The organism is Kribbella sp. NBC_01505 (genome assembly GCF_045040285.1).
Taxonomy (GTDB): domain Bacteria; phylum Actinomycetota; class Actinomycetes; order Propionibacteriales; family Kribbellaceae; genus Kribbella.
The window spans coordinates 8,514,678-8,539,230 of the sequence record NZ_CP109425.1; the positions used below are offsets into that span (position 1 = coordinate 8,514,678).

Genomic DNA, 24,553 nt, shown 5'->3' on the forward strand with positions numbered 1-24,553 from the left:
AGCCCGTGCTGCTCGGTGATGACCTGCCGTCAGCACTTGATCCGCCGCCCGGGTGCCGCTTCCATACCCGATGTCCGGTGGCGGTCGACCGCTGCCGGACTGTTGTGCCAGAGACTCGTGTGATCGGATCTGGTGGACATCAGGTCGCCTGCCATCTGGTCGAGGCGGACGGTAGCGGTCCCGACGTTCGGACAATCGAAGGAGTCGCTCGATGAGCTTCACGACCCGGCCCACCCTGCGAGGCACGTTCGGCATGGTCTCGTCGACGCATTGGCTCGCGTCACAGTCGGCGATGCGGATGCTCGAGCTCGGCGGGAACGCGTTCGACGCAGCGGCCGCCGCCGGGTTCGTGCTGCACGTGGTCGAGCCGCATCTGAACGGGCCTGGCGGTGAGGTACCGGCGATCATCGCGACGGCGAACGATCCGACGCCGCGGGTGTTGTGTGGTCAGGGAGTCGCGCCGGCTGGGGCGACGATCGCGCACTACCGGTCGCTGGGGCTCGATCTCGTACCAGGGTCTGGGCCACTGGCCGCGACTGTGCCGGGTGCGGTCGACGCGTGGTTGCTGCTGCTCCGCGATCACGGCACGCTGCCGCTCCGCGTCGTACTGGAGCCTGCGATCGGCTACGCGCGCAACGGGCATCCGCTGGTGCCGCGGGTGACCGACACGGTGGCGACGGTGCACGAGTTGTTCGCGTCGCATTGGCCGACGTCGGCGGCGCTGTGGTTGGTCGACGGGCGGCCGCCGAGCGGGATGTTCCGCAATGAGGCGTACGCCGCGACGCTGGAGCGGCTCGTGGCTGAGGGCGAGGCAGCTGGGGCGGACCGGATCGAGCAGATCTCAGCAGCTCGGCTGGCCTGGCGGGAAGGGTTTGTCGCCGAGGCGATCGATGGGTTCTCGCGGCTGCCGCATCGTGATTCGAGCGGCTCCAGTCACGGAGGCTTGATCACCGGCGCTGACATGGCGGCCTTCGAGGCGAGCTGGGAGGAGCCGGCGACGTACGACTGGAATGGACACACCGTCGCGAAGACCGGCGCCTGGGGTCAGGGGCCGGCGTTGCTGCAATCGCTGGCGGTGCTGGCTGAGCTTGGCGACGTCGATCTGGCTGGTGCAGAGGGTGTGCACACGACGGTCGAGGTCATGAAGCTGTCGTATGCGGACCGTGAGGCCTGGTACGGCGACGTCGACGTGCCGCTGAAGTCGTTGCTCTCCCCCGCGTACGCCGCTGAGCGGGCGCGACTGGTCAGCGGGGAGGCGACGTTCGAGCTACGGCCCGGCTCGCCGGACGGACGCGCGCCGCGGATGCCGGCTGTTGCTGCGGGCAACCATCAGGTCGATGCGAGCGTCGGGGAGCCGACGGTTGCGCGGGACGGGGTGACGCGGGGCGACACGTGCCACGTGGATGTGGTGGATCGGTGGGGCAACATCATCTCGGCGACGCCGAGTGGTGGCTGGCTGCAGTCTTCGCCGACGATTCCTGAGCTGGGGTTCTGCCTGGGGAGCCGGGCGCAGATGTTCTGGCTGGAGGAAGGCCTGCCCGCATCCCTTACGCCGGGCAAGCGTCCAAGGACCACGCTGACACCGACGCTCGTGCTGCGCGATGGCCGACCGGTGCTGGCGTGTGGTTCGCCCGGCGGAGATCAGCAGGACCAGTGGCAACTGCTCTTCCTGCTGCGGCATCTCGGCGGTGGGATGGATCTGCAGGAGGCGATCGATGCGCCGGCCTGGCACACCACCGGGTTCCCGTCATCGTTCTACCCGCGCGCGAACGAGCCCGGCGGGCTGGTCATGGAGAGCCGGCTGGGCGCCGCCGTACGGGATGATCTGGTACGCCGGGGGCACGTGGTGACCGAGTCTGATCCGTGGAGCCTCGGCCGATTGTGCGCCGTACGGCGGGATGCCGACGGTCTGCTGTCCGCAGCCGCCAACCCGCGCGGCATGCAGGGCTACGCCGTCGGCCGCTGACCCAGCGCTGCCTTGGCTGCCGCTTCTACGTGGAGGCGGGCGGCCTCGGTGGCTGCGGGGGCGTCGCCGGCGGCGATGGCGTCGACCAGGCGGACGTGCTCTTCGGAGGAGTGCGGGGCGCGTTGGGCGGCGCCGACGCGGAAGACCCAGTGGACGTGGTGGTACATGGCGGCCGAGATCGAGTGCAGCCAGCGGTTACCGCTGACCTCGATCACGGCGCGGTGGAATTCGCTGTTCAGCTCGGCGACTCGGCCGAAGTCCTTCGCGTCGGTCGCTACCCGCGCTTCGTCGCACAGCGTGCGCAGCCGGGTGATGTCCTCCTGGCTCGCGCGCTCGGCGGCCAGACCGGCAGCCAGAGTCTCGAGCTGCTCGCGGACCGAGAACAGATCGCGGACCGCGGTCTCGTCGAGAGTGGCGACCATCGCACCGCGCCGGGGCAGGATCTGCACGAAGCCTTCGGCCTCGACCACGCGGAGCGCCTCGCGGACCGGGTTACGAGAGACACCGAAGTCGTCGGCCAGCCGCGTCTCGGTCAACCGCTCGCCCTGGGCGTAGTCGCCGTCAACGATCCGGCGACGCAGTTCCGACAGCACCTGCTCGCGTAAGGCGATGTGATCGGCACCGATCGTCCGGATCGCGTCAACCGCCAGCTCGTCCACCACGTGCTCTCCCACCCGCTCGACCCCGTCAGCTCCGCAGCACCGTAGCCGATCCACCGTGTCAGAGCACGTGGCCCACTCACACACTAGTGTTCTGAGTCAGAAGTTCGGCGAGTGCTGGAGGTGTCCAGGTGCGTGCATCGCAAGGCGGCGGAGCGTCCTCGATGCGGGGTTCATCGTGGGCGTTTCGCCAACGCCGCGAGGTGCGTGCCTGGGCTCCTCCAGTGCCGTCGAAGTTTTGACTCAGAACACTGAGGTGCTGGTTTGAGCATCAGACTGACTCCCCTGACTGATCCGGACTTCCGGCCGTTCAGTCACCGCCTCGCCTGGCTCGCCTCGGATGCCGACGGCAACCCGGTCGGCTCAGCGTTCCTCCGGCTGCACAACCGCGACTCGATCGCACATCTGGCCGATCTCGAGATCACCGTGCACCCAGCCGAACGCCGACGCGGCGTCGGCACCGAACTCCTGTACGCCGCCGCCGCTGCCGCCCGCGATCGGAACGTGCAGCACGTGCTGGCCGAGGTCGGGGCGGACACACCGGCGTACAGGTTCCTCGTGCGGCACGGGTTCACAGTCGGGCTGACGCTGATCTACAGCCGGCTCGATCTCGCCGCCAGGCTGGTGGCGGTGGCGCCGCCACGCGGCTATCGGCTGGCGACCTGGACAGGCGTCGTACCGGATGAGCTGTTGCAGACGTTCACCGACGCTCGGACCGCTATGGACGACACTCCGACCGGCGCGATCAGCTATGGCTCCGAGCCGTGGGACACCGACCGCACGCGGAAAGCCGCTGCGCTGATCGAACAGCGCGGCGAGCACCTGATGACCGTGGCCGCGATCGACCAGCTCACCGGTCAGATCGTCGCGTTCACCGAGCTCGTCGTACCGGGCGACGGCAAAGGCGACGCCCAGAACTACGGCACCGCCGTCCTGCCGGGCCACCGCGGCCAAGGCCTGGCCCGCTGCCTCAAGACCAAACAGATCCGCTGGGCCCAGTCCCGCTTCCCCGACCTGGCCGGCCTCCTGACCGACACAGTCGACACCAACACCCCGATGCGCCACACAAACAACGCCCTCGGCTACACCCCCACCCACACCAACCACCGCTGCCTACTGGACCTCAGTCACTGACCGAGGATTTTTTGGACTGCGGCGGTGGTGATGGGGTGGTAGCCGGGGCGGGCTTTGGCGAAGACTTCGGAGGCGAAGGCTCGGTCGCTGCCGGCTAGGGCTCGGTAGACGGGGAGGACGAGCTTCATGCGGCCTACTTCGGTGAGGAAGGCGGCCAGCTCGGCGTAGGCGGCTTCGTAGCTGCTGGCGGCGACGATCTGGTACCAGCGGCGAGCGATCTCGCCGTTTGCGGTGCCGGACAGGCCGAAGGCTCGGTCGAGCTGCAGGAGCTGCTCGGGGCTGAGCATGTCGGGGGCGGCGTCGAGGAAGCGGAGCCACTCCTGGGTGGTCCAGTTGCCAGCGCCAGCAGGAAGCTCGCCGGAGGTCAGCCACTGGGTGCGGGCCGCGTCGACGACCTGGAAGCGCGCGGAGGCGGCGCGCTCGGCGAAGGCCGGGATGCCGGGCTCCTCGAGCCAGGCGGCCAGCTCGGCGTCGGTGACGACACCGGGGTGTACGTCGAGGAGGTGCTCCTGCATGTGGCCGACAAAGTCGTCGGTGTTGATGCTGCGGAACGCGAACCGGTCGAAGTAGCCGCGGATGAATGGGTCGAACACGTCCCGCGAGAACCGCTCCTCCAGCCACGCCAAGAACCACGTGCCCTTCAGCGGACCGAGCGCCGTGGTGCCGTGGTACTCGGACCGGTGGTTCAGCCCGGGCAGCTCGACCGCGAGCTCGGCCGGGGTCAGCGGGTCGAGCTTCACCACGGTCGCGTGCTGCTTGATCGCCGTCTCCATCACCGCGAACTCGGTCCCGTAGACCGCCTCGACGATCCGGTTCTCGACGTACGCGGTGAAGCCTTCGTTCAGCCAGATGTCGTCCCAGCTGTCCTGGGTGACCAGGTTGCCGGACCAGCTGTGCGCGAGCTCGTGCGCGACCAGGCTGACGAGCGACTTGTCCCCGATCACCACGGTGGGCGTCGCGAACGTCATCCGCGGGTTCTCCATCCCGCCGTACGGGAAGGACGGCGGCAGCACGAGGATGTCGTAGCGGCCCCAGCGGTACGGGCCGAAGAGCGCCTCGGTGACGCGCATCATCTCTTCGGTGTCGGCGAACTCCTGCGCCGCCCGCCCGGCCATCGCCGGCTCGGCCCAGATGCCGGACCGCTCACCGATCGGCTCGAAAACGAGGTCACCCGCTGCGATCGCCAGCAAGTACGACGGGATCGGCTCGGGCATCACGACGTCGTACGACCCGGTACGGCGGGAGGCCGTGCCGTTGTCGGCGCCCATCAGCACCATCAGCTCGGGCGGCGCGGTCACGTGTGCGGCATAGCTGAACCGCACGCCAGGGGTGTCCTGGAGCGGTACCCAGCTGCGCGCGTGGATCGCCTGGGACTGGCTGAACATGAACGGCATCACGCCACCGGCCGTCATCGACGGCTCCAGCCACTGCAGCCCGGTCGCGGTCGGCGCCGTCCGGTAGCTGATCCGGACCCGCTCCTGCCGCGTGGTCCGGATCGACAGCGCGGATCCGAGCTCCTTGTCCGGCACCGCGAGGCTGTACTCCAGCGGTTCCCAGCCGTCGGCGGACTCGCCCTCGACCGCCAGGACGGTCAGGTCCCGCGTATCCAGCACAAGCCGATCACCGGACCCCGCCCAGTTGAGCGTGTGCGTGGCGGTGCCGGTGAGCACCTTCGCGGTGAAATCCAGCTCGAGGTCTAGCTCGAGATGGGTGGTCCGAACCTGCAGCGGTTCGGCGTAAGAGTGGCGATCGTGCGTCACGGAAAGCTCCCGAGTGAGTGCGTCCGGGGAACATTACCCACGGGCAAGGTGTCTCAGGCGGCCGATCTGGGCCACCCGCACCACCGTGCCAAATACAAGGTGTCATCACGCCTCAACGGCGGGGGTATTGCACGAAGCTGCAGTCGCCGGAGCAGACTGTGAGCATGACATCGCACGGGGATGCCGAACTGGTCCTGAAACGGCGGCCGTTCGGTTCCTGGCTGCTCGGGCCGGTCGATCAGAGCACCCGGATGCTGCGGATCCGGCTTCGGGTGCTGATGACAACGTTCTCGATCGGCACCAACCTGATCGGCGCGGCCGTGGTCTTCGCGCTGGCCGTGTTCGTCCTGCCCGGTCCCCCGCTGACCGATGAGCTGCAGCGGTTCGAGGCGATCTTCGTCCCGTCGTACCTGCTGCTCGCGATGCTGGTGGGCTGCGTGTGGAGCACGCGCGTGACGGTACGGCGTACTGCGTGGGTGGACGAGGATCGCCCGGCCACGCGGCGTGAGCAGATCTCGACACTCCGGCTGCCGTTGCGCCTGACCCTGATCGAGGTCGTGCTGTGGATGATCGCCGCGATCGGTTTCACCGCGGTCACGATCGCCCTCCAGCCGGAGAACGCGCTGCGGATCGCGGTGACGATCTTCGACGGCATGATCGTCACCTGCGCGGTTTCTTACCTACTGACCGAGTTCGCACTCCGGCCGGTGGCCGCGCGGGCGCTGGCCGACTCGGCGCCGCCGCGCCGGCTGCTTGCCTTCGGCCTCAAAGCGCGCACGCTGGTGTTCTGGGCGGCCGGCTCGGCGACGCCGGTGGCCGGCCTGATGTTCGCCGCGGTACTGGCCCTGATCGACGGCGAGGTCTCGGCGACCCGGTTGTCGGTGATGATCCTTGCCCTCGGCCTCGTTGTCCTCGGCAACGGTGGGCTGCTGATCCTGCTGTCCGCGCGCTCGGTGGTCGCGCCGGTCCGCTCGGTGCGCGACGCGCTCACGCTGATCGGCGAGGGCGAGCTGAACATCCGGATCCCAGTCTTCGACGGGACCGAGCTCGGCTCGCTGCAGGCCGGGTTCAACCGGATGGCGGCCGGGCTGCGGGAGCGCGAGCGGATCCGGGACGTCTTCGGCAAGTACGTCGGCCCCGAGGTCGTCCGCGAGGCGTTGACCAGTGACCGGCTCGGCGGCGAGGAGCGGTTCGTCGCCGTACTGTTCGTCGATCTGGTCGGGTCGACGAAGCTCGCGGCGGACCGGCCGCCGACCGAGGTGGTGCAGCTGCTGAACCGCTTCTTCGCGATCGTGGTCGACGAGGTGGTCCGCGAGGGCGGCTTCGTGAACAAGTTCGCCGGTGACGCGTCGCTGGCGATCTTCGGGGCTCCGGCCGAGCTGATCGATCCGGCCGGTGCCGCGTTGCGCGCGGGGCGGGCGCTGAGCAAGCGGCTGAGCGAGGAGTTGCCGGAGGCAACGGCCGGGATCGGGGTGACGGCCGGGATCGTGGTGGCCGGCACGGTTGGCGACGTACGGCGGCTTGAGTACACGGTGATCGGTGATCCGGTGAACGAGGCGGCGCGGCTGAGCGAGCTGGCGAAGAACACGCCGGACCGCTTGATCGCGTCGATGTCGACGGTTGCTGACGCGGGCCCGACCGAAGGCGCGCATTGGCGGCCCGGTGATCGAGTGACGGTCAGAGGGCGGTCGGAACCGACTCAGCTGGCCGTTCCGCAGTAGCGCGCTGCTCTTCGACCAGTTGGTGTAGCAGGCCGGCGCCGTACAGCATCGCTTTGGTGATGCGGTCGTGTGCGGCTCGGCGTTCGGCGATCGCGTCGCGCAGGGCGTCGGTGCTGCCGGTTTTGCGCAGGCCGTCGAGAACTGGGCGGATCTGGTCGAAGGAGTAGCGGCCCTGGCGGAGCATGTGGATGATGCGGGCGTCGCGGATCTGCTCTGGCTCGTAGCGGCGGTACTTGGTGATTCGCTCGCGGGTCGGCATCAGTAGGCCGGCCGCCTCCCACACGCGCAGCGCAGACGTGCGGACGCCGAGGCGGTGAGCCAGCTCGCCTACCAGCAGCGCGGGGCCGGTCGGTGCGGGCTCGTCCTTGAACTCGGCCGCGGCTGCGCCGAGTGCCTCGCTGGCAGCGTCGGTGGCGAGGCGTTGCTCGTAGAGCCCGGTATGCGCCCGGTCCACCAGCCGGTACGCCGATTCCTCGTCGCCGGCGTGGACCGCCTGCATGATCATCCGCGCGGTCTCGGCGCCGAACCCCGGCGCGAGGGCGCGGTACGTGAGCAGCGCGGACACGTGTTCCTCGCCGTACTGGCGGTAGCCGCTGTCCGTGCGGGGCGCCGGCGGCAGGATGCCGTCCGCCTCGTAGTTGCGGATGAGTTGGGTCGAGACGCCCGCGCGTCGCGCCAAGTCGACCGGCCGGAGGCCCATCGTCAGCGGCCGCCGGACACGTCGATCGTGGTACCGGTCATGTATGACGAGCGACTGGAGGCGAGGAACGCGATCAGCTCGGCCACCTCTTCCGGCTTGCCCGGCCGGCCGAGCGGCGGCGTCGTACCGAGGCGATCGAGGCGGCCTGGCTCGTGGATGTCGGTCTCGATCAGGCCGGGGCGGACGCCGAGCACGCGGATGCCTTCCTTGGCCACCTCGTTCGCGAGGCCGATCGTGAGGGCGTCGACGGCGGCCTTGCTGGCGGCATAGTCCACGTACTCCCCGGCTGAACCGAGGACGGCCGCGCGGGAGGACACGTTGACGATGACGCCGCCGTCCGCGCCGTACTTGGTGGACATCCGGCGGACGGCGGCGCCGGCGACCAGGAAGGCACTGATCGCGTTGGTCCGGAAGACGGTGTCGAGCCTCTCGGCGTCGTACTCGTCGACGCGACCGGACGGCGAGACGATGCCGGCGTTGTTGATCACAGCTTTGAGCGGGCCCAGGGCTTCGGTCACCTCGGTGAAGAGGCGCTCGATGTCTTCGGGTTCAGTGACGTCGCCCTGGACAGCGACCGCGCGCCGGCCCTGGTCTTCGACGGCCTTGGCCACCTTCGCTGCCTCGTCCTTCCGAGAGCGATAGCCGATGCCGACATCCCAACCGTCGGCCGCGAGTGCGACCGCCGCCGCGGCGCCGATCCCGCGGCTCCCACCTGTCACCAGTACGACCGTCATGGGACCACCTTAGGAGGCGGGCGGGATCGACATCCCCAACTGGGTCTCCGAGTCGCTGAACCCGAGGGCACGATAGATCCGGATCGCCAGATAGTCCGGGTCGGCGACCATCACCAGCGTCTCCGCGCCATGCTCGAACCCGTACGTCGACGCGTGGTGCACGAGCGTGCTCGCGATCCCCTGGTTCCGGTCGTCCGGATGCGTCTGCACATTCTGGAACCTGGCCAGGCCCTGGCGGTCGAACATCAACCCGAGCGACGCCTGCAGCCGGTCCCCGTCGAACGCACCGAACCACACGCCATGCCCGGCCTCGACGCGGGCCCGATCGCTCGCCACCCGGCGCTGCAGGAACTCCCGATACCCGTCGTCGACCGTCATCGTCGCGGTCGCCAGGCCGATCGTGTAGACCTGCTCCCAGTCGTCGCCCGACAGCATCCGGTACGTCGAGGTCGTGTTCGGCCGGGCCGGCGCGACGACCGTGTTCGCGGCCATCACCGTGCTGAACTCGATCGTGGCACCTCGTTCGGCCAGCTCCTCCTTGATGCCGTCCGCTCCGACTGTGCCGTCGGTGGTGTCGACGCCGATCGCTACGTGCTCCGCATCTGGGAACTGCGTGTGGAACTCAGCCAGCCGCCGCTCCACGTCACCGGCCGCGAAGGGCGTGCGGTAGAGCAGGAAGTTCCCCCACCAGAACGTCGGGTTCGCCGGTGTCCGCACGACGACGTACTCCCCCGTGTCGTGCACCTCGCTGCCGCCGAGGCCGAGCAGGAACAGGTCGGTTCGGTAGCCGAGGCTCTTGATCTCCACCCGTCCATCGTCCTGGGCCCGTCAACGACATTCTTGACAGGCTGCCTATTTGGAACGGAGCGGGATGGACGACGAGGTGTTCCGGGCACTGGCCGATCCCAGCCGGCGGCAACTGCTCGACGCGCTCAACGCGCAGGACGGGCAGACGCTGCGGGAGCTGTGCGCGGGGCTGTCGATGGCCCGGCAGTCGGTCAGCAAGCACCTCGCGGTGCTGGAGGCCGAAACCATGAGCGACAACGACTTCGTCCACACGACCATGGCCGGTCCGGGGCAGGTCGGTCCGCGAGATGATCTGCGAGGGCTGGCCGGCGCTGCTCGCCGACCTCAAGTCCTTCGTCGAGACCTCCCCGGCACTCGTGAGCTGATCACGGGCGTTTGTGGAGGAGTAGTGGCAGTACGGCGCCTGCTCCGGATTCGCGAAGTTTGGCGGCCGCGACGGTGACCGGCCATTGTGAGGAGCTCGCGTCGACGAGGAGCAGGACCGTGCGGCCGGCGACGGTCTGCGCGGTGGTGGGGTCGACCTGGAGGCCGTCGCGCCAGACTCGGGCCTCATCGGCTGAGGACAGGTCGTCGGTGTAACCGTGGCGATCGACGGTCAGGTCAGCTCGGTCCAGGCGGCCGACTGCGGCGATGCGATCCGCCACTGCGGCGGTAACCGCGGTGTGGCCGGCTGCGGCGAGCGGGACGACTATCTCGGGACGACTGGACCACGTGCTGCGCCAGCGGGACAGGGCCGCGACCGCACCGGCTTGAAGGGCCTCGATCGCGTCGGCGGGCGGTTCGCCGCCGGAGAAGGCGGCGGCGAGGACCTCACGCCATTCGGGGGCATCCGCGTAGATGAGGGAACGGCCGGGGTCGGCCATCAGGTTGGCGGGGATCTTGCCGCGCGGCCCGAACGAACCACCGGGCCACATCTTGCGCGGTTCGAGCACATGCACCTCGCCGCGCAGCAGTCCGGTGACCGTGGCGACCGTATTCGCGTCGGGGGCTGCGGACAGCGGCTCGGGAAGAGCGCCCAGGCACACAGAGCAGCGCCCGCACGGCTCCGCGGAGGCGTCGTCCAGCGACTCCTGAAGCAGTTGCATCAGGCAACGTTCACCGCGGGTGTAGGCGCGCATGATGTCGGCCTCGCGCCGCCGTACCGCCACAATCCCGTCGTAGTGGGCCGCATCGAACGTCCAGTCCTTACCGGTCCGGATCCAGCCGCGTTCGAGCCGCTCGGTGACTCCGTCGACAGCGAGCTGCTTGAGCATCAACTCGACCCGCGTCCGCCGCAGGCCGGTCTCGGCCTCGAGCGCGGGCACGCTGGCCGGCTGATCCGGTCCGTACGCCGACATCGCGTGGAGCAGGCGGTTCACATTTTCCGGGACCGGGATCGTAGCGGTGGCGAAGTAGTCCCAGATGCCGGAGTCTGCATCCGAGGGCAGCAAGGCCACGATGGCGTGGTCGATGCCACGGCCTGCACGACCGACCTGCTGGTAGTACGACACCGGCGACGGCGGCGAGCCGACGTGAACGACGAACCCGAGGTCGGGTTTGTCGTAGCCCATACCCAGCGCGGACGTCGCGATCAGGGCCTTCAACCGGTTCTCGCGGAGTGCGTCCTCGAGGCTCTCCCGCTCCCCCGCCTCCAGACCACCCGTGTACGCCGCGACCGGTACGTCGCGGCCGTGGATCTCCTGGATCGTCGCTGCCAGGCGTTGAGCATCTGCCACGGTCAACGCGTAGACGATGCCCGACCCGGGAAGCTTCGGCAGGTGATCGACCACCCAAGCGAACCTCTGCAGGGGCGACAACCTGTCCACCACCGCGAGCTGCAGACTCGACCTAGCCAGCGGACCACGCAGTACAAGCGTTGACTCGCCCAACTGGTGGGCGACGTCCTCGGTGACGCGTTCGTTCGCGGTGGCTGTGGTGGCGAGGACCGGTGTCTTCGGGTTCAGGTGCTGCAGCACGTCTGACACCCGGCGGTAGTCCGGTCGGAAGTCATGTCCCCAGTCGGAGACCGCGTGCGCCTCGTCGATCACCAGCAGCCCAACCTCGCCCGCGAGGCTGTCGAGCACCCGCCGACCAAAGCCGGGGTTGGCCAGTCGCTCAGGCGATACCAGCAGCACGTCGATCGCGCCGGAGCGCAGCTCCTGCTCGATCCCCGACCACTCGTCCACGTTGTTCGAGTTCAGCGTCGCTGCCCGCAACCCTGCTCGCCCCGCGGCACCGACCTGGTCCCGCATCAGCGAAAGCAATGGCGAAACCACGAGCGTCGGCCCCGCTCCCTCGGCCCGCCGGATCGCGGTCGCCGCCCAGTAGACCGCCGACTTGCCCCACCCGGTCGCCTGCACCACCAGCACCCGCGCCGCGGGCTCACACAGAGCAGCAACCGCAGTCTCCTGGTCGGCCCGCAACCGCGCGCTCTCCCCCGCGATCGCCTGGATCACGCCACCCGCAATCCCGGCGCGCTCCTCGGTCAGAGTCAAAGTCCCGTCAGCCATGCCAAGACCCTAGACGCCCCCACCCCCATTCCCCACCTCCCCTCAACCCGCCTGTGGATAACTCCCAATCCCCTCTCGCTCAGCCATGGACGCGGTCCGCGGCCCTTGCGGTTCAGACGACCGGAGCCTGCGAGCCGCCACTGTGTACGCCGCCACGCAGCATGCCAACCGAGCAAGGCTCACCTTCGCGGGGATCTACTGTCACCCAGCGACAGCAGATCCTCGCAAACAGACGCCATGGCCTCGGTCGCGCCACATTTGGCTGGTAGGCCGCTGCTCGATGAGGGGGCCGGAGCTAACCCAGCCGATGGAACGGTCTCCGACTGGTTCTTCCGGTCGGTACACGACTGAATCGCGTCCGCACCGCAGCCACCGAGCAGCCCATGATCTCCGCGATGTCGCCGTCCGGCAGCTCCGCGTAGTACCGCAGCACGACCATGGCCCGCGTACGACGCGACAGGGACTGCAGCAGTTCGTCGCCCACGTACGGCGGCCGCCACCACCTCAGGCTCGCCCGCACCAGCGCGACCTGGGCAGCGCGCTCCCAACCCGCACTCCGACGGACCTTGGCAAAGGCGGCGTACACAAGCTTCTCGGCCACCCGCCAGTCGCCCGTGAGCAGATAGCCGAGGCGCTGGAAATCGGTGAACCGCCCATCGACGAAGGCCGCAAACTCCTGCTCCATCGCGACTCAGCCCAGCAGCCGGTCGGTCAGCGAGCGAACAGCCGCCGAGATCTCGGGCGTCAGATACTTCACCAGGTCGTCGGACGGACGACCGTCCGGGCCCAGCACCGACCCGGTCGGCCAGTTGTACGTGGCAGCGGCCACGATCGCCGGTGCGCCGGCATCGGCCGGCCGCAGGCCATCCTGAATCTGACCCCACAGATGCCGGAACTCCGGTGGCAGCAACTCCGGCGTCATCGCCAACCCGTTGGGTGTCGCAGCCGCTGCCGGCCCGAGCGGGTCGACGACGATCACACTGACCCCGGTGCGTTCCAGTTCGCCGGCCAGTTCCAGGGAATGCGCCAGGTGCGCGAGCTTGGCCCGCCCAGTCGCCGCCATCCCGTAGTACTCGCCGTCCTCCTCGACACCCGCGTAAGTCGGTACGCCGGTCAGCGTGGTGATCGACGACGAGCTCACCTCGACGATCCGGCTTGGCGCCGCCTCTTTCAGCGAGTCGAGCAGCAGGCTGGTCAGGACGACGGGCGACAGGTAGTTCAGCGCGAAACTCGCCTCGATCCCGTCCACCGTCTCCCATCGCTTCGGATACTGACCGCCCACGTTGTTCACCAGCAGGTCCAGCGGCCCTTCCGCCGCCAACCGCGCCCCCAGTGCCCGCACCTCCGCCAGCGACGACAGATCGGCCTGCACGAACCGGCTACCCCCGCCGATGGCCCGCACCGCCTCGGCCCCACGCTCCGCATCCCGCCCCACGACCGTCACGTCGTACCCCTGACGCTGCAACTCCACCGCTGCGTAGAACCCGAATCCCGCCGTACCGCCGGTCACCACTGCCTCGCGCATCAACGCTCATCCCCCTCGTTTGTCCTCTGTATCCAGCAGACAACCAGCGAGACACCCCTGTCCAAGGCCTGCCCGTCATGGCCCCATGCCCGCAGCGCATGGCCGCAGGTGACAGACTCGTCACCATGGGGCCGGAGATCGAGTTGAGACACTTCCGCTACATCTTGGCCGTCGCCGAGGACGGCACGTTCACCGGCGCAGCCGCCCAGCTCGGCATCACCCAGCCGGCACTTTCCCGCGCCATCCGCGGCATCGAGACCACGCTCGGCACCGAGCTCTTCGTCCGCGACCACCACGGCGCCACCCTCACCCCCGCAGGCCGAGCCCTCATCGACGACGCCCGCGCCGTCGACACCGCAGCCCGTACGGCGCTCACCCGCGCGGCCGCGCGACGCGAGGAGGTCCATCAGCTGAACGTCACAGCCCGCGCCTGCGACATCGCCGCGCTCGAGAACCTGGTCGTCTCGTACAACGCGACGTACCCAGATCGCGCACCCGCCCACGCCGCCGTCGTCGACGGACCGGAGCAGGTCGAAGAGGTCCGCTCCGGCGCCACCCACGTGACGCTGCTGCGCTCACCCCTCGAGTGCCGCGGCCTGGAGAGTGAGCTCTTCCGCGCCGACCCCCGCGTCGCCCTGCTTCCCGACGCGCACCCGCTGGCCGCCAGCCGCGTCATCGAACGCTCCGACCTGGCAGGCGAAACCATCCCGACCTGGAACGGCGACACCCCAGCCGGCAACGCCTACTGGACCGCAACCGACCTAGCCGACCACAAATGGATCCAGGGCCCCCTGGTCTCCGACGCCGCGCAGTACACCGCCTCCATCCGCCTCGGCGGCGCCATCGGCTTCGTCCCCGAGTCCCTGCTCGAAGAACTCAACCTCACCGGCACCACCGCCGTACAGGTAGCAGGCCTCTCCCCCAGCGAACTACGCCTCGTCTGGTCCCCCGCCGCAACCTCCCTAGACACCGCCACCTTCATCCAACACGCGACCAACCAGATCAACGCCTAACGCAAGCGCGTCAGCCCTCGCGCATGTGATGCAGCAGCAAGAGTGCGGCGACAGTATTGGCCGCCTTGATCTCTCCCGCTCGCACAAGGTCGGGCACTCGCTTGAGCGGAACCCACTCCCGCCGGTCCGACTCGAAGTCATCCACCGGGTGACCCACGTACTCAGCACCATCAGCCCAGTAGACGTGATGCAGCACATCCGACAGCCCATTCGCCGGCTCAACAGTCATCAGAAGCTGCAGAGGCCCAGGCCGCCACCCCGTCTCCTCCAGCAACTCCCGAGCAGCGGCGTCGACGACATCCTCCCCGTCGTCAACAACCCCAGCCGGCAACTCCCAACCCCACGTTTGCGTAATGAACCGATGCCGCCACAACAGCAGCACCTCGTCCCTCTCATTGACCGCCGCCGTCAACGCAACCGCCCGCTGACGAATCACAAAGTGGTCCAGATGACGTCCATCCGGCAACTCGACATCAGCAAGATTCACCCGAAACCAAGGGTTCTCATAGACCGCTCGCTCGCCGAGATTCTTCCACTCCATCACGCGGCGCCACGGGGACCGGCTGAGTCCCAGACAGTAAATGCGCCGTCCTCCACACTCACCCGCACCGCGCCCCCGCTCCTGACCAGCACCTCTTGGTCCAACTCAAGCACCTTCAGCAACTGCTCCGCGCCCCACCCAATCGACCGCTCCTCAGCAGCAACCTCCGCAGGCAGCCCACCCGAGCCACCACAGCCCGCCCGGTCATAGGTAAAGGTCGCTGCACCCTCCGACATCAGCCCGATCGTCGTCCGCCAGGTCACCCCTGACTCACCCAGCCCAGAGATGAACACCACACACGGCCCAGCACCAGACCGGTACGAGTAGACAAGGTCCGCACCATCGACCAAGCAGCTACTGACGTCGCTCACGCCCACCTCAGATCATGTCGGAGAACCAGACTCCAGAGCCTATGCAGCATCGCCGCCCACCGTCGGGTGCTCAGCCCGCTGGCGAGTCCTTCCCAACCGCGGGCATTCCCTTCAGCGCACCCCTACGATGGGCACCGCAACCGTGAGCCTTCCCGCGGCATCGACGCGCACCCTCCAGGTGTCGGCTCGAGACCGCGGTTTCGACCAGGCGGATGGTCTGCGCGAGGACGAGCGACAGACTCGCGACGTACGTCCACATCCACACGTCTCGCAGGCCTACCGGCTTGGTCTTGCTCACCGTTCAATCGTCGCATCGGCCTTCCCGAGACCGCACGCGCAGTTCGGACGGCCGATGAGATACGGCAGACCTTCCGCTTCTGAAGTTGGCACTCCCGGCGATTGGCCGGGGTTACCCGACGACGACTTCACTAACCTGCGACATGCAGTGCAACTCGCTGACCGCAGACGAAGGGACGACCGTGGCCGACGACACCATTGACCAGGACGCCGCAGGCACTATCGCGTTCGCCTACGAGATGGGCGTCCTCAAACGCCTCCGCCGCGCCGGCTGGTGGCACGTCGGCGTCCGCGACCCCGAGTCGGTCGCCGAACACAGCCTTCGCGTCGCGCAGCTCGCGGCCCTGATCGCAGCCGAAGAAGGCGGTGACCCCGCCCGTGCCGCTTATCTAGGCATGTGGCACGACTCCCAGGAAACCCGCATCGGCGACATCCCCCACAGCGCACGCCCCTATGTCTAGGTGGCCTCGAACGAGCGCATCACCGAAGATCAGATCGCAGCTCTGCCCGACAACGCCGCCAAGAGCATCCGCGAGGCAGTGGCCGAGTACGAGGGCCAAGACAGCCTCGAAGCCCGCTGCGCCAAAGACGCCGACCGCCTCGAGTGCCTCCTGCAAGCCATCGAGTACCGCGAGTCCGGCTACACCCGCACCGACGGCTAGATCGAATCCTCCCGAGCCAATCTCCGAACCGCCTTCGCCAAACGCCTCGCCGAAGCCGCTCTAACCGTCTCACCTCTAACGTGGCGGAATCGCTAGTCACGGGGCGGTCGGTCGCGCGCGGCAGCGCGCCGACGAAGGGCGGTAGCCCGTAGGTAGGTCAGGGGTGGGCGGGGGTCCGCCCGATTGCGCGCGGAGCGTTAGGTCACCGGTGGGCGCGGAAGAATTGGGTGAGGTCACGGGCGAGCAGTTCAGGTTCTTCGTGGGCGGCGAAGTGGCCGCCGCGAGGCAGGACATGGTAGCTCGTGACGTTGTAGGTGCGTTCGCACCAACTGCGGGGTGGCTGGGACAGGTCGGCGGGGAAGAGTGCGACGGCCGTTGGCACCTCGACCCGCTCCACTCTCCTCGTCAGCTGCCGGGCGTATTCGTAGTAAGGCCGCATCGACGTCGAAATAGTCTGGGTGAACCAGTACAGCGACGCCTGGGTCAGCAGGAAGTCGTCGCTGAACCGGGAGGACAGGTCGCCGCTGCAGTCGCTCCAGGCCCGGTACTTCTCCACGATCCAGGCCAGCAGGCCGGTCGGGGAATCGGCCAGCCCGTAGCTCAATGTGAGTGGGCGCGTGCTTTGCTCGTGCTGGTAGCCGCCTTCGTCGGCGGACCACGCTGCAACGGCGTCGAGGTAGGCGCGTTCTTCGGCGGTGAGGCTGTCGGGGTCGTAGGTAACCGGGCTTGCGACGGCCATCAGGTGGATGCCCACCACCGCTTCTGGATGGGCTTCGGCGAGCCGGGACGTGATGCCGGCGCCCAGGTCTCCGCCGTGCGCTCCGTAGCGATCGAAGTTGAGTTCGTTGTGCATGAGCTGGTGCCAGATCTCGTGCGTCTGCGGCGGTTCGGTGAGCGACGGCCGCTGCGGTGAGAAGGCGAAGCCGGGAAGTGATGGGACGATGACGGTGAACGCGTCGGCCGCATCGCCGCCGTACTGAGACGGCGAGGCCAGTCGGCGCGCGAGGGTCGTCAGTTCGAGGAAGGAACTGGGCCAGCCGTTGGTCAGCACGATCGGCAGCGAATCAGGGCGTTCGCCTTCGAAGCGGAGGTAGTGCACCGGTGTTCCGTCGATGTCCGCGAAGTGGGACGGAAGCGCGTTGATGTCCGCTTGGTGGGTGCGCCAGTCGTAGTCGGTGGCCCAGTAGGACACGAGACGACGTAGTTCACCAGGGTCGGCGCCAGCCTCCCAGCCGTGCACCGGCCACGGCGTCGGCCAGCGGGTGTTGCGTAGCCGTGAGCGCAGATCGTCGAGTTCGGCGTCAGTGACGGCGAGCATCATGGAGTGCTCCTTGCGTGAGGGTTGCTGCTGACGCCGTCGATCGCGGCAGCGAGGGTCGTGAGCACAGTGGTGACGCCGATGGGTCGTGTCCGCGACGCCGAACTCGGTGATGACGTCGAGGCGGCGTCGAGGATGTGGTCCTGCGGGCGAAGTCGTACTGCCGGGGTCGAGGCACAACAACAACGTACGACAATTCCACTCAGGCGTTGTCTGTCGTCAGGGTTGCTTGAGGAACGGGCAGGTGAAGTTCACTGCCCAATGTTGGGAAGTGATCACCGGCTGAAGTGTTTGTCATCGGCAACGGCGTCCGCGTCGGCCGAGCCCGGGTCTGCCGTGAACACCACCGCCCTCAGGTCGCCGTCAGGAATGTGGATGGTGTCGCAGTCCAGGAGGATCTGCCCCAGATCCTCCTGCTGCAACAGCATCCGGCTGTCGTGCTGCCCGACGGTAGGCGTACTCGCCCAGAGCTCGGCGAACACGGCGCTGGCGCGCTGGAGGTCGGCGGTCAACGACGCCAGGTCTTCGTCCGCGGGGTAGCGGGTCGAGGCCGCATGAAGCTCGGCCACCAGCAGGCGCTGGAAGCGCGCGTCGTCACCCGGCGATCGCTGCACCCGGCGGCCTTGGCCAACGAACACCCGCCAGGGGATGTTGCCCTCGCGCGGGTGGAGCGAGGGCACCCCGCAGGCCAGCGTTTCCCAGGCCCGGTTCCAGCCGACTACCGTCCACGTGGCGTCGAGCACGCACACCGGCGTGCCCTCTATCCGGTCCACGAGCCGGCGCGCGCCGGCACTGAGCCGTCGTGGCACCCGCCCTTCCACCGGCGCGTAACCGGCCAGCGTGCACAGGTGCTCGTACTCCGTCCTGCTCAACCGGAGTGCTCGGGCCAAGGCGTTCAACACGCCGGGCGAGGGGTGCCGACGCCCCTGCTCCATGCGTTTCAGGTGATCCGCCGACACCCCGGCCAATTCGGCGAGCTCTTCCCGGCGCAGGCCGCCCGTGCGCCTGCGGCCGTAACCGACGACACCCACTTCTTCGGGTCGGGTGCGTTCACGCCGCTCCCGCAACACCGTTCCCAAAGTGCTCGCGTCCGACATGACCGAAGAATATCAGCGGCATCCGCAAGGAGGGACATCCTGGCCCCTGCTACCGCGGCCGAAACCCGGAAGAATGACCACCAGGAAAGCGGAGACAATGCGCGCGAATCTGTGGCGACACGCACTCCGCCCTCGATGTGTTACCGATTGTGGTCTCGACAAAGGAATTTCATGACTGATGTCAATCACCTCGCCGACCGGGTCGCTGTCGCCGAGACCGTGGCCCGTTTCACCTGGTCACAGGATCTCAAGGAATGGGACGGTCTGCGTGCGATCGTCGCCGACACCGTCACGATGGATGTCTCCGAGCACGTGGGCGCGCCGCCGCAAGAATTGAGTGCAGATGACTTCGTGGCCGCCTGCCGGGCGGTGCTGGAAGGGTTCCAGAGTACTCACCACTCGACCTCCAACGTCATCATCGAAGTCGCGGGGGACCACGCTACTTACCGGAGTTTCGTGGTGGCCTACCACCACGTTCCCACCGACGAGGTCGACTGGCTCGTCGCCCGTGCTTTCTGGTACGTCGACCTGCAGCGGGTCGATCATGAATGGCGGCTGAAGCGCATCCGCGTCGTACGGAAAGCCCCTTTCGCAGGCAACCCCGAGCTTTATGCGATCGCCAAGGGTTCCACCGACAAGGCGGGCGAGAAATGAGTGCATCCACCGATGAAGTCCGCGCCGTTCCGTTGCGCATGGCCGCGGCGATGTCCGCTCGTGACGTCGAAAAGCTGGTGGTTAATTACACCGAAGACTTCGACTGCGTGATGCCGTTGCACCCTGATCGCTCGTTCCGCGGCGCCGACCAGGTCCGCGCGAACTACACGAAGATCTTCGCCCGGTATTCAAACGGCCTGGACGCCCGGGTCATCGACTCCGTGGTGGACGGTGACCGGGTCTGGACGGAGTGGGAGATGATCGGCACCCGTGCCGACGGGGTCGTCGAGACCATCCGCGGCACAGTCATCATCCGGGTCGAGGACGGCCGCGCCGGAGCGGTCCGCTTCTACCTCGATCCGGTCGACGCCCCGGACGCATCGGCTCAGCTGAACATCCTCGACTGAAATCCCCCAGGAGTAGATCTTCATGCACCTCACCGTTCTCGCCGCGTCCGGCCCGACCGGACTCTCCCTCACCCGGCAGGCACTCGAACGTGGCCACATCGTCAGAGCGATCGCCCGCAATCCGGACCGGATCACCGTTCCGGACGCGCCGGGGCTGACCAAGATCGTCGCGGACGTGTTCCACACCGACGAGATCGACTCGGCGCTCGAAGGCAGTGAAGTGGTGCTGTCCGGACTGGGCGTTCCCAAGGGGACGAAGCCGGGCGTGCTGACCGCGGGCGCCCAGTCGGCGGTGGCGTCGGGTGCCCGCATCATTTGGCTGAGTGCTTACGGCACAGGCCCCTCGGCCGCGGCGGCAAGCGTGCTCAACCGCCTGGTCCTCAAGGGACTCGGTGCGGAGGTCGCCGACAAGGTCGAGTCGGACGCCGTGGTCACCGAAGCCGGCGGGACGGTCTTCCACGCCGGACCCCTGTCGAACAAACCGATCAGCCCGGACCGGCGCACCGTCGGCCTCGATGCCTCCCCCAAGAGCATCTTCCGCATCATGGTGAGCCGAGACACCGTTGCCGCCGCGATGCTTGACGAAGCGGAGAACCCGCGCTTCCCCGGCCGGATCGCAGTCCCACTCACCCGCTGACCCGAAGGCCGCTGCGCGGTGAGCGGGTCGCCGTACGCTCCCCCACTACTACTTGGGAACCGGACGACGGCCTGTACCTAGAAGAACCTCAAATGGGTCTCTGACCTGCAGAAACGTCAGCGGATGCGCATGCCGGAGATGGCTCGGGCTATGACTAGGCGCTGGATTTCTGAGGTGCCTTTGAAGATTGTGTAGATCTCCTCAAACGTCGTGGGGAGATCAGGCCGTGGTATTCAGATCCGTCCTTGACATGCGTTCTATCTCTCCATGATGAGCAACCTTGCCCGTCTGTTCGCAGCGTCGCACGGAGCTGCTGCGGAGCAGCAGGTTGCCTTGCGCAACGATTCGCCTTAGGCCGCGCCACTACTTTCCGACCGCTTCAACTGTTGCGTAGCAGGCCTACAGGGCCCAACCCTCGTGATGTAGCGCTCCAACCCGCCAGTAACGACGCGCCGCCCTCGATCAATCTGCGGTCGACCCCTTGGCAACAGAGCGTAATCAGAGCATAGTGCTCAATCGAAGCTCGCAGAGTAGCCGCTGGGGGGCCGGGGGCGGTGAGCTTCGCGAATGGGGACACAGCATGACCATGACAACTATTGGCGCGCGGTGGATTAGGGCAGCACTTCAGGTCAATCCTTACGGATACATCGGTCAGAATGCTCCGTCGGCATATTTTCCCAACGAGAAGGCCTATAACTCCGCACTGATCTCGGCACTGACGGCCAAGGACATCGGCCTCATCGCGTTGACAGATCATTGGAATGTAGAGAGCGCGACCGGACTAATCGCCGACGCGACGGCCACCGGCATCGTTGCACTGCCCGGATTTGAGGCAAACTCCGCCGAAGGTATCCATCTACTGGTCATCTTCGAAGCCGGAACAGATCAATCAAGCATTAATGCCGCGATCGGAGCGTGCGGCGCCAAGCCGGCCGCGCCAAACGGAACGACCGGTGACTCTTACAGCGAGATCCTCGAGGCCATGGCTAGCGAAGGCGCTCTTGTCATACCGGCTCATGCCAACGTAGCCAACAGTGGGATGCTGACGGGCCGGACGGGAATCCCTTTAGTGAACATGATTCATGAGGCGCAACTCCACGCAATCGCCATCTCCCCAGGCACCACGGCCGCCGCCGATCAGGAGGCGATCATCCGGGGCCTGAAGCCGTTCGATCGACTGCACCCTTTGTCGATTATCCACGCAGATGATGTTAATCGTCCGGAGTCCCTAACCAATCCTGGAACGAGCACTTGGTTCAAGGTGAGCACCCCATGCCTCGAAAGTCTCAAACTGGCTGTCCGCACACCTTCGACCAGGGTCTCCATTGTCGATCCCACTACCGTGCCGCGGGCGTTGGTCCGCGAGATCTCGTGGACCGGCGGGTTTCTTGATGGTGTGACGATTCCTTTCGCGGACGATCTCACAACGCTTATCGGAGGCAGAGGTACTGGGAAGTCGACTGTCATCGAGAGCCTACGGTTTGCCCTTGATGTCGAACCTATCAGCGACACCACACGAGCCGATCACGCAGGAATTGTGAGCAATGTTCTCCAGTCGGGGACAACTGTTCGAGTCGTGATTGACGCAGTCACCCCGTCCGAGTCCAGGTTTGTCATCGAACGCTCAGTCCCGAATCCTCCCATCGTCCGAGATTCAAGTGGTACCGCAACCGCTCAAAAGCCGCTCGATGTCGTCGGTCCTATTGAGATTTTCGGCCAGCACGAATTGGCCGAACTCGCTCAGAGCAAGTCCAGCGTTGCCGTCATGATCCAGCGATTTTCAGGAACCGTTGTGGAATTGGACGCGCCCGATGTGCGAAGGAAGCTAAAAGAGAATCGTAAACACCTAGCTCAATCTGAGTTAGATCTGACAGAGTTGGATGGCGAACTCGCAGATATCCCGCGCCTCGAGGAGCAAATCGCGCGATTCAAGGCGACAAATCTGCCAGATAGGCTAGAAGAACAAAGTCGCCTCGTCCAAGATGAGGCCATCTTCAAAGAGAGTGAAGGACGCCTGAATAGCGCCCGATCCTTTCTCCGGGATCTCGATGTCTCAAATATCTCAGCCGTCCTCTCAGCTGGTCTCGGTGGCATTGAGGGATCGACGCAAGAGCAATCTCTACGAAGAGTTGAGGCCGCAGTGCAGAGACTTGGGCGGGAGATCCATGACGCCACAGCGTCACTGACGGCCTCGCTCAGCGCGGCCGAGCATGAGATTTCCGGCGCTAAGGAGGAATGGCAATCACTGACAGATCCGCTTCGTGCCGGGCACGCAGGCGTGCGACGACAACTCGTCGCTGAAGGTCACGATCCAGATAAGTACCTCTCAAGCACAAAAGCCCTCGAAGCACTCAATAGTAGGGCCCAGCGACGCGAAGGACTGTCAAAACAGATCGAATCTCTTGCCGCTGAGCGGGTCCAACTCCTCGGCGAGTTGGCCAGCACTGAGGCGGAGCAATCAAAGGCTCTCAATGCGGCGATTCGAACCGCCAATGAAGCGACGACAGGAACGGTGGTCGTGCGGCCTATCCCATCACCAGATCGAAAAATGATTATGGGTGTCATCGACAGGCATCTGCGAGGTATTCGCACCCAGGTGAGGGACGCGGTTAAAGCGGACGGCTTCTCACCGCGCGCGTTCGCCACTGCAGCGCGAGAGGGCAGGGCGCGGCTCACGGCCAGCTACGGCATCCGAGGCGCACAGTTGGATGCAGTCCTTAGCCCAGGCGAGGCCCTCTTCCGTGAGTTGGAGGAGCTCAGCGTAGGGCAGGCTGTGGACGTCCTCCTCAACGTTGCTCAGCCAGGTGACAAGCAGATCCTACATAAGCTCGACGCCCTGTCGAAGGGGCAGCGTGCGACAGCGCTATTGCTGCTGCTATTGGGAGCATCGGCCAGCCCACTTGTGATCGATCAGCCGGAGGACGACCTAGACAACCGCTTCGTCTACGACGGCGTCGTACAGAAGCTCCGCGCCTTGAAAGGCCGACGACAGATCATCGCGAGCACTCACAACGCAAACGTTCCGGTACTTGGTGATGCCGAACTGATCATCACCCTTGAAGGCGATGGCCTCAAGGGCCGGCCTGCAAGTGATGGAGTCGGTTCGCTGGACGATCCACTTGTTCGAAGGCATGCCGAGCGCCTCCTGGAGGGCGGGAAGGACGCCTTCGATGCACGTCACCACTTGTATGGGTTCTAAGTCGCCATCGGGCCGACGCACAGCTCGGTTCGGAACCGTCACCTACTGCTGACGCGGAGAGTCCGACTAGCGCGAGCGGCGGGCATCGCCCTCAAGCTCAGGCTGACCATGAATATCCCGGACAGCGAAAGGGGTCTGTATGTCCGTCCGCGATTGCCCTGACCGCTGGGTTTCTTCTCTGCGAAGTCAGACCGTAACGTTCACCGGCAGCGTGAACGTGGACGGCAAGCACCTCCCACGTAACGAGTGCGAGCGGGAGGCTCGAGCGCAGGGTGCTTCCACTGCCTCCGATTTCTCCAGCCGCATCACACTCGTTGTCGAAGGTGAACTCCACGGCAAGGCTGTGACCGACCCATCCCGGGGATACAGCATGAAGCTTGTCGGCGCGCAGGCGTCGCGCGTGCGGGGACGGCCTCACGTGCACGTTATTGACTCTGACGGATTCGCTAATCTCCTCGATGGTCTGCCCGCCAGGTGTCGCAACCTGCGAGGCAGCGGAAGCGGGGTGCGGGTACAGCCCGAGATCGGCGAGGGCGTGCTCGGTGGACCGCTCCGTCCTCGCGCAGTCGTCACTCATGACGCCCTAGAGCTCACGACGGACATGAGCGCCTTGGACGCTGGCACGCAAGCACACGAGGCGACTGTTGCGGCCTTCGCTGCACACTTGCAGCGCGCAGGTCACATTGCCCAAGGACCGAGCCGCGGGGCTCCCCTGTTCGATATCGGCTGGCACGACGGATCGAACCTCTTCATTGGAGAGGTCAAGAGCTTGCGGGGGACCGCTGAAGACCAGCAGATCCGACTGGGCATCGGGCAACTACTGGACTACTCCCATCAGTTCGAGGCGCGCGGCCAACTTGTG

General features: G+C 66.7%; 22 protein-coding genes and 1 pseudogene. 11 read left to right on the plus strand and 12 right to left on the minus strand.

All coding sequences use genetic code 11. The features are described 5' to 3' along the window. The first annotated feature begins 5 nt into the window (after positions 1-5). A complete protein-coding gene (locus OG474_RS40020) occupies positions 6-215 on the plus strand; it encodes an oligopeptide/dipeptide ABC transporter ATP-binding protein (protein ID WP_405064663.1) in 210 nt (69 codons plus the stop codon). Then, on the plus strand, positions 212-1,966 hold the full coding sequence (locus tag OG474_RS40025; RefSeq protein WP_405058875.1) for a gamma-glutamyltransferase family protein: 1,755 nt from the start codon (positions 212-214) through the stop codon (positions 1,964-1,966). Before OG474_RS40020 ends, OG474_RS40025 begins: the two co-directional genes overlap by 4 nt. On the opposite strand, the gene OG474_RS40030 is transcribed toward OG474_RS40025, so the two are convergent. After that, positions 1,948-2,640 carry a GntR family transcriptional regulator gene (locus OG474_RS40030; protein WP_405058876.1) on the minus strand — a complete coding sequence of 231 codons (693 nt, stop codon included), beginning with the start codon at positions 2,638-2,640 and terminating at the stop codon, positions 1,948-1,950. The two genes, OG474_RS40025 and OG474_RS40030, sit on opposite strands and share 19 nt — an antisense overlap. A gap of 249 nt (positions 2,641-2,889) precedes the next feature. On the opposite strand from OG474_RS40030, the gene OG474_RS40035 reads away from it, so the two are divergent. Continuing rightward, entirely contained in the window at positions 2,890-3,759 is an 870-nt protein-coding gene (locus tag OG474_RS40035; protein ID WP_405058877.1) for a GNAT family N-acetyltransferase, read from the plus strand. Here the strand turns inward: OG474_RS40035 and OG474_RS40040 are convergent. Beyond that, positions 3,753-5,519, minus strand: coding sequence for a M1 family metallopeptidase (locus OG474_RS40040; protein WP_405058878.1), 1,767 nt, complete (start codon positions 5,517-5,519; stop codon positions 3,753-3,755). The genes OG474_RS40035 and OG474_RS40040 overlap by 7 nt on opposite strands. Before the next feature lie 164 nt (positions 5,520-5,683). On the opposite strand from OG474_RS40040, the gene OG474_RS40045 reads away from it, so the two are divergent. Next, entirely contained in the window at positions 5,684-7,240 is a 1,557-nt protein-coding gene (locus OG474_RS40045; protein ID WP_405058879.1) for an adenylate/guanylate cyclase domain-containing protein, read from the plus strand. Here the strand turns inward: OG474_RS40045 and OG474_RS40050 are convergent. Genes OG474_RS40050 through OG474_RS40060 form a run of 3 tightly spaced genes read right to left on the minus strand, consistent with a single transcriptional unit; the run spans position 7,197 to position 9,481 of the window. Beyond that, a complete protein-coding gene (locus OG474_RS40050; protein ID WP_405058880.1) occupies positions 7,197-7,940 on the minus strand; it encodes a MerR family transcriptional regulator in 744 nt (247 codons plus the stop codon). The genes OG474_RS40045 and OG474_RS40050 overlap by 44 nt on opposite strands. A 2-nt stretch (positions 7,941-7,942) precedes the next feature. Then, on the minus strand, positions 7,943-8,674 hold the full coding sequence (locus OG474_RS40055; RefSeq protein WP_405058881.1) for an SDR family oxidoreductase: 732 nt from the start codon (positions 8,672-8,674) through the stop codon (positions 7,943-7,945). A gap of 9 nt (positions 8,675-8,683) precedes the next feature. Further along, a complete protein-coding gene (locus OG474_RS40060) occupies positions 8,684-9,481 on the minus strand; it encodes a GNAT family N-acetyltransferase (RefSeq protein ID WP_405058882.1) in 798 nt (265 codons plus the stop codon). 64 nt (positions 9,482-9,545) lie between these two features. On the opposite strand from OG474_RS40060, the gene OG474_RS40065 reads away from it, so the two are divergent. Continuing rightward, positions 9,546-9,923: an ArsR/SmtB family transcription factor gene (locus OG474_RS40065; RefSeq protein ID WP_405058883.1), complete on the plus strand. Its 378-nt coding sequence runs from the start codon at positions 9,546-9,548 to the stop codon at positions 9,921-9,923. Here the strand turns inward: OG474_RS40065 and OG474_RS40070 are convergent. From OG474_RS40070 to OG474_RS40080, 3 genes are all read right to left on the minus strand, one after another. Continuing rightward, complete coding sequence (locus OG474_RS40070) at positions 9,847-11,970, minus strand: RecQ family ATP-dependent DNA helicase (protein WP_405058884.1); 2,124 nt, start codon at positions 11,968-11,970, stop codon at positions 9,847-9,849. The genes OG474_RS40065 and OG474_RS40070 overlap by 77 nt on opposite strands. Before the next feature lie 295 nt (positions 11,971-12,265). Then, positions 12,266-12,655, minus strand: a complete 390-nt coding sequence (locus OG474_RS40075) for a sigma factor-like helix-turn-helix DNA-binding protein (protein ID WP_405058885.1) — start codon at positions 12,653-12,655, stop codon at positions 12,266-12,268. A 6-nt stretch (positions 12,656-12,661) separates the two neighbouring features. Beyond that, positions 12,662-13,495 carry an SDR family NAD(P)-dependent oxidoreductase gene (locus OG474_RS40080; protein ID WP_405058886.1) on the minus strand — a complete coding sequence of 278 codons (834 nt, stop codon included), beginning with the start codon at positions 13,493-13,495 and terminating at the stop codon, positions 12,662-12,664. A gap of 125 nt (positions 13,496-13,620) precedes the next feature. Between OG474_RS40080 and OG474_RS40085 the strand changes: the two genes are divergently transcribed. Then, positions 13,621-14,508 (plus strand): LysR family transcriptional regulator, encoded by an 888-nt coding sequence (locus tag OG474_RS40085; protein WP_405058887.1) that lies wholly within the window; start codon positions 13,621-13,623, stop codon positions 14,506-14,508. Between the two features lie 10 nt (positions 14,509-14,518). Here the strand turns inward: OG474_RS40085 and OG474_RS40090 are convergent, their stop codons facing one another. Further along, complete coding sequence (locus tag OG474_RS40090) at positions 14,519-15,049, minus strand: NUDIX hydrolase (RefSeq protein WP_405058888.1); 531 nt, start codon at positions 15,047-15,049, stop codon at positions 14,519-14,521. Beyond that, complete coding sequence (locus OG474_RS40095) at positions 15,049-15,420, minus strand: alpha/beta fold hydrolase (protein ID WP_405058889.1); 372 nt, start codon at positions 15,418-15,420, stop codon at positions 15,049-15,051. Before OG474_RS40095 ends, OG474_RS40090 begins: the two co-directional genes overlap by 1 nt. A gap of 536 nt (positions 15,421-15,956) precedes the next feature. Here OG474_RS40095 and OG474_RS40100 point away from each other — a divergent pair. Further along, a pseudogene (locus OG474_RS40100) lies at positions 15,957-16,379 on the plus strand (HD family hydrolase). Between the two features lie 202 nt (positions 16,380-16,581). On the opposite strand, the gene OG474_RS40105 reads toward OG474_RS40100, so the two are convergent. Together OG474_RS40105 and OG474_RS40110 are read right to left on the minus strand one after the other, a co-directional pair. Then, positions 16,582-17,700, minus strand: a complete 1,119-nt coding sequence (locus tag OG474_RS40105) for an epoxide hydrolase family protein (protein WP_405058890.1) — start codon at positions 17,698-17,700, stop codon at positions 16,582-16,584. Between the two features lie 272 nt (positions 17,701-17,972). Further along, positions 17,973-18,794, minus strand: a complete 822-nt coding sequence (locus OG474_RS40110; RefSeq protein WP_405058891.1) for a helix-turn-helix domain-containing protein — start codon at positions 18,792-18,794, stop codon at positions 17,973-17,975. 171 nt (positions 18,795-18,965) lie between these two features. Here OG474_RS40110 and OG474_RS40115 point away from each other — a divergent pair, with 171 nt between their 5' ends. From OG474_RS40115 to OG474_RS40130, 4 genes are all read left to right on the plus strand, one after another. Then, entirely contained in the window at positions 18,966-19,448 is a 483-nt protein-coding gene (locus OG474_RS40115; RefSeq protein WP_405058892.1) for a nuclear transport factor 2 family protein, read from the plus strand. Next, positions 19,445-19,855 (plus strand): nuclear transport factor 2 family protein, encoded by a 411-nt coding sequence (locus OG474_RS40120; protein ID WP_405058893.1) that lies wholly within the window; start codon positions 19,445-19,447, stop codon positions 19,853-19,855. The genes OG474_RS40115 and OG474_RS40120 overlap by 4 nt, the downstream gene beginning before the upstream one ends. 22 nt (positions 19,856-19,877) lie before the next feature. Then, positions 19,878-20,492 carry an NAD(P)-dependent oxidoreductase gene (locus OG474_RS40125; RefSeq protein ID WP_405058894.1) on the plus strand — a complete coding sequence of 205 codons (615 nt, stop codon included), beginning with the start codon at positions 19,878-19,880 and terminating at the stop codon, positions 20,490-20,492. Positions 20,493-21,072: 580 nt separating this feature from the next. Beyond that, positions 21,073-23,691 (plus strand): TrlF family AAA-like ATPase, encoded by a 2,619-nt coding sequence (locus OG474_RS40130; RefSeq protein ID WP_405058895.1) that lies wholly within the window; start codon positions 21,073-21,075, stop codon positions 23,689-23,691. Positions 23,692-24,553: the final 862 nt, after the last annotated feature.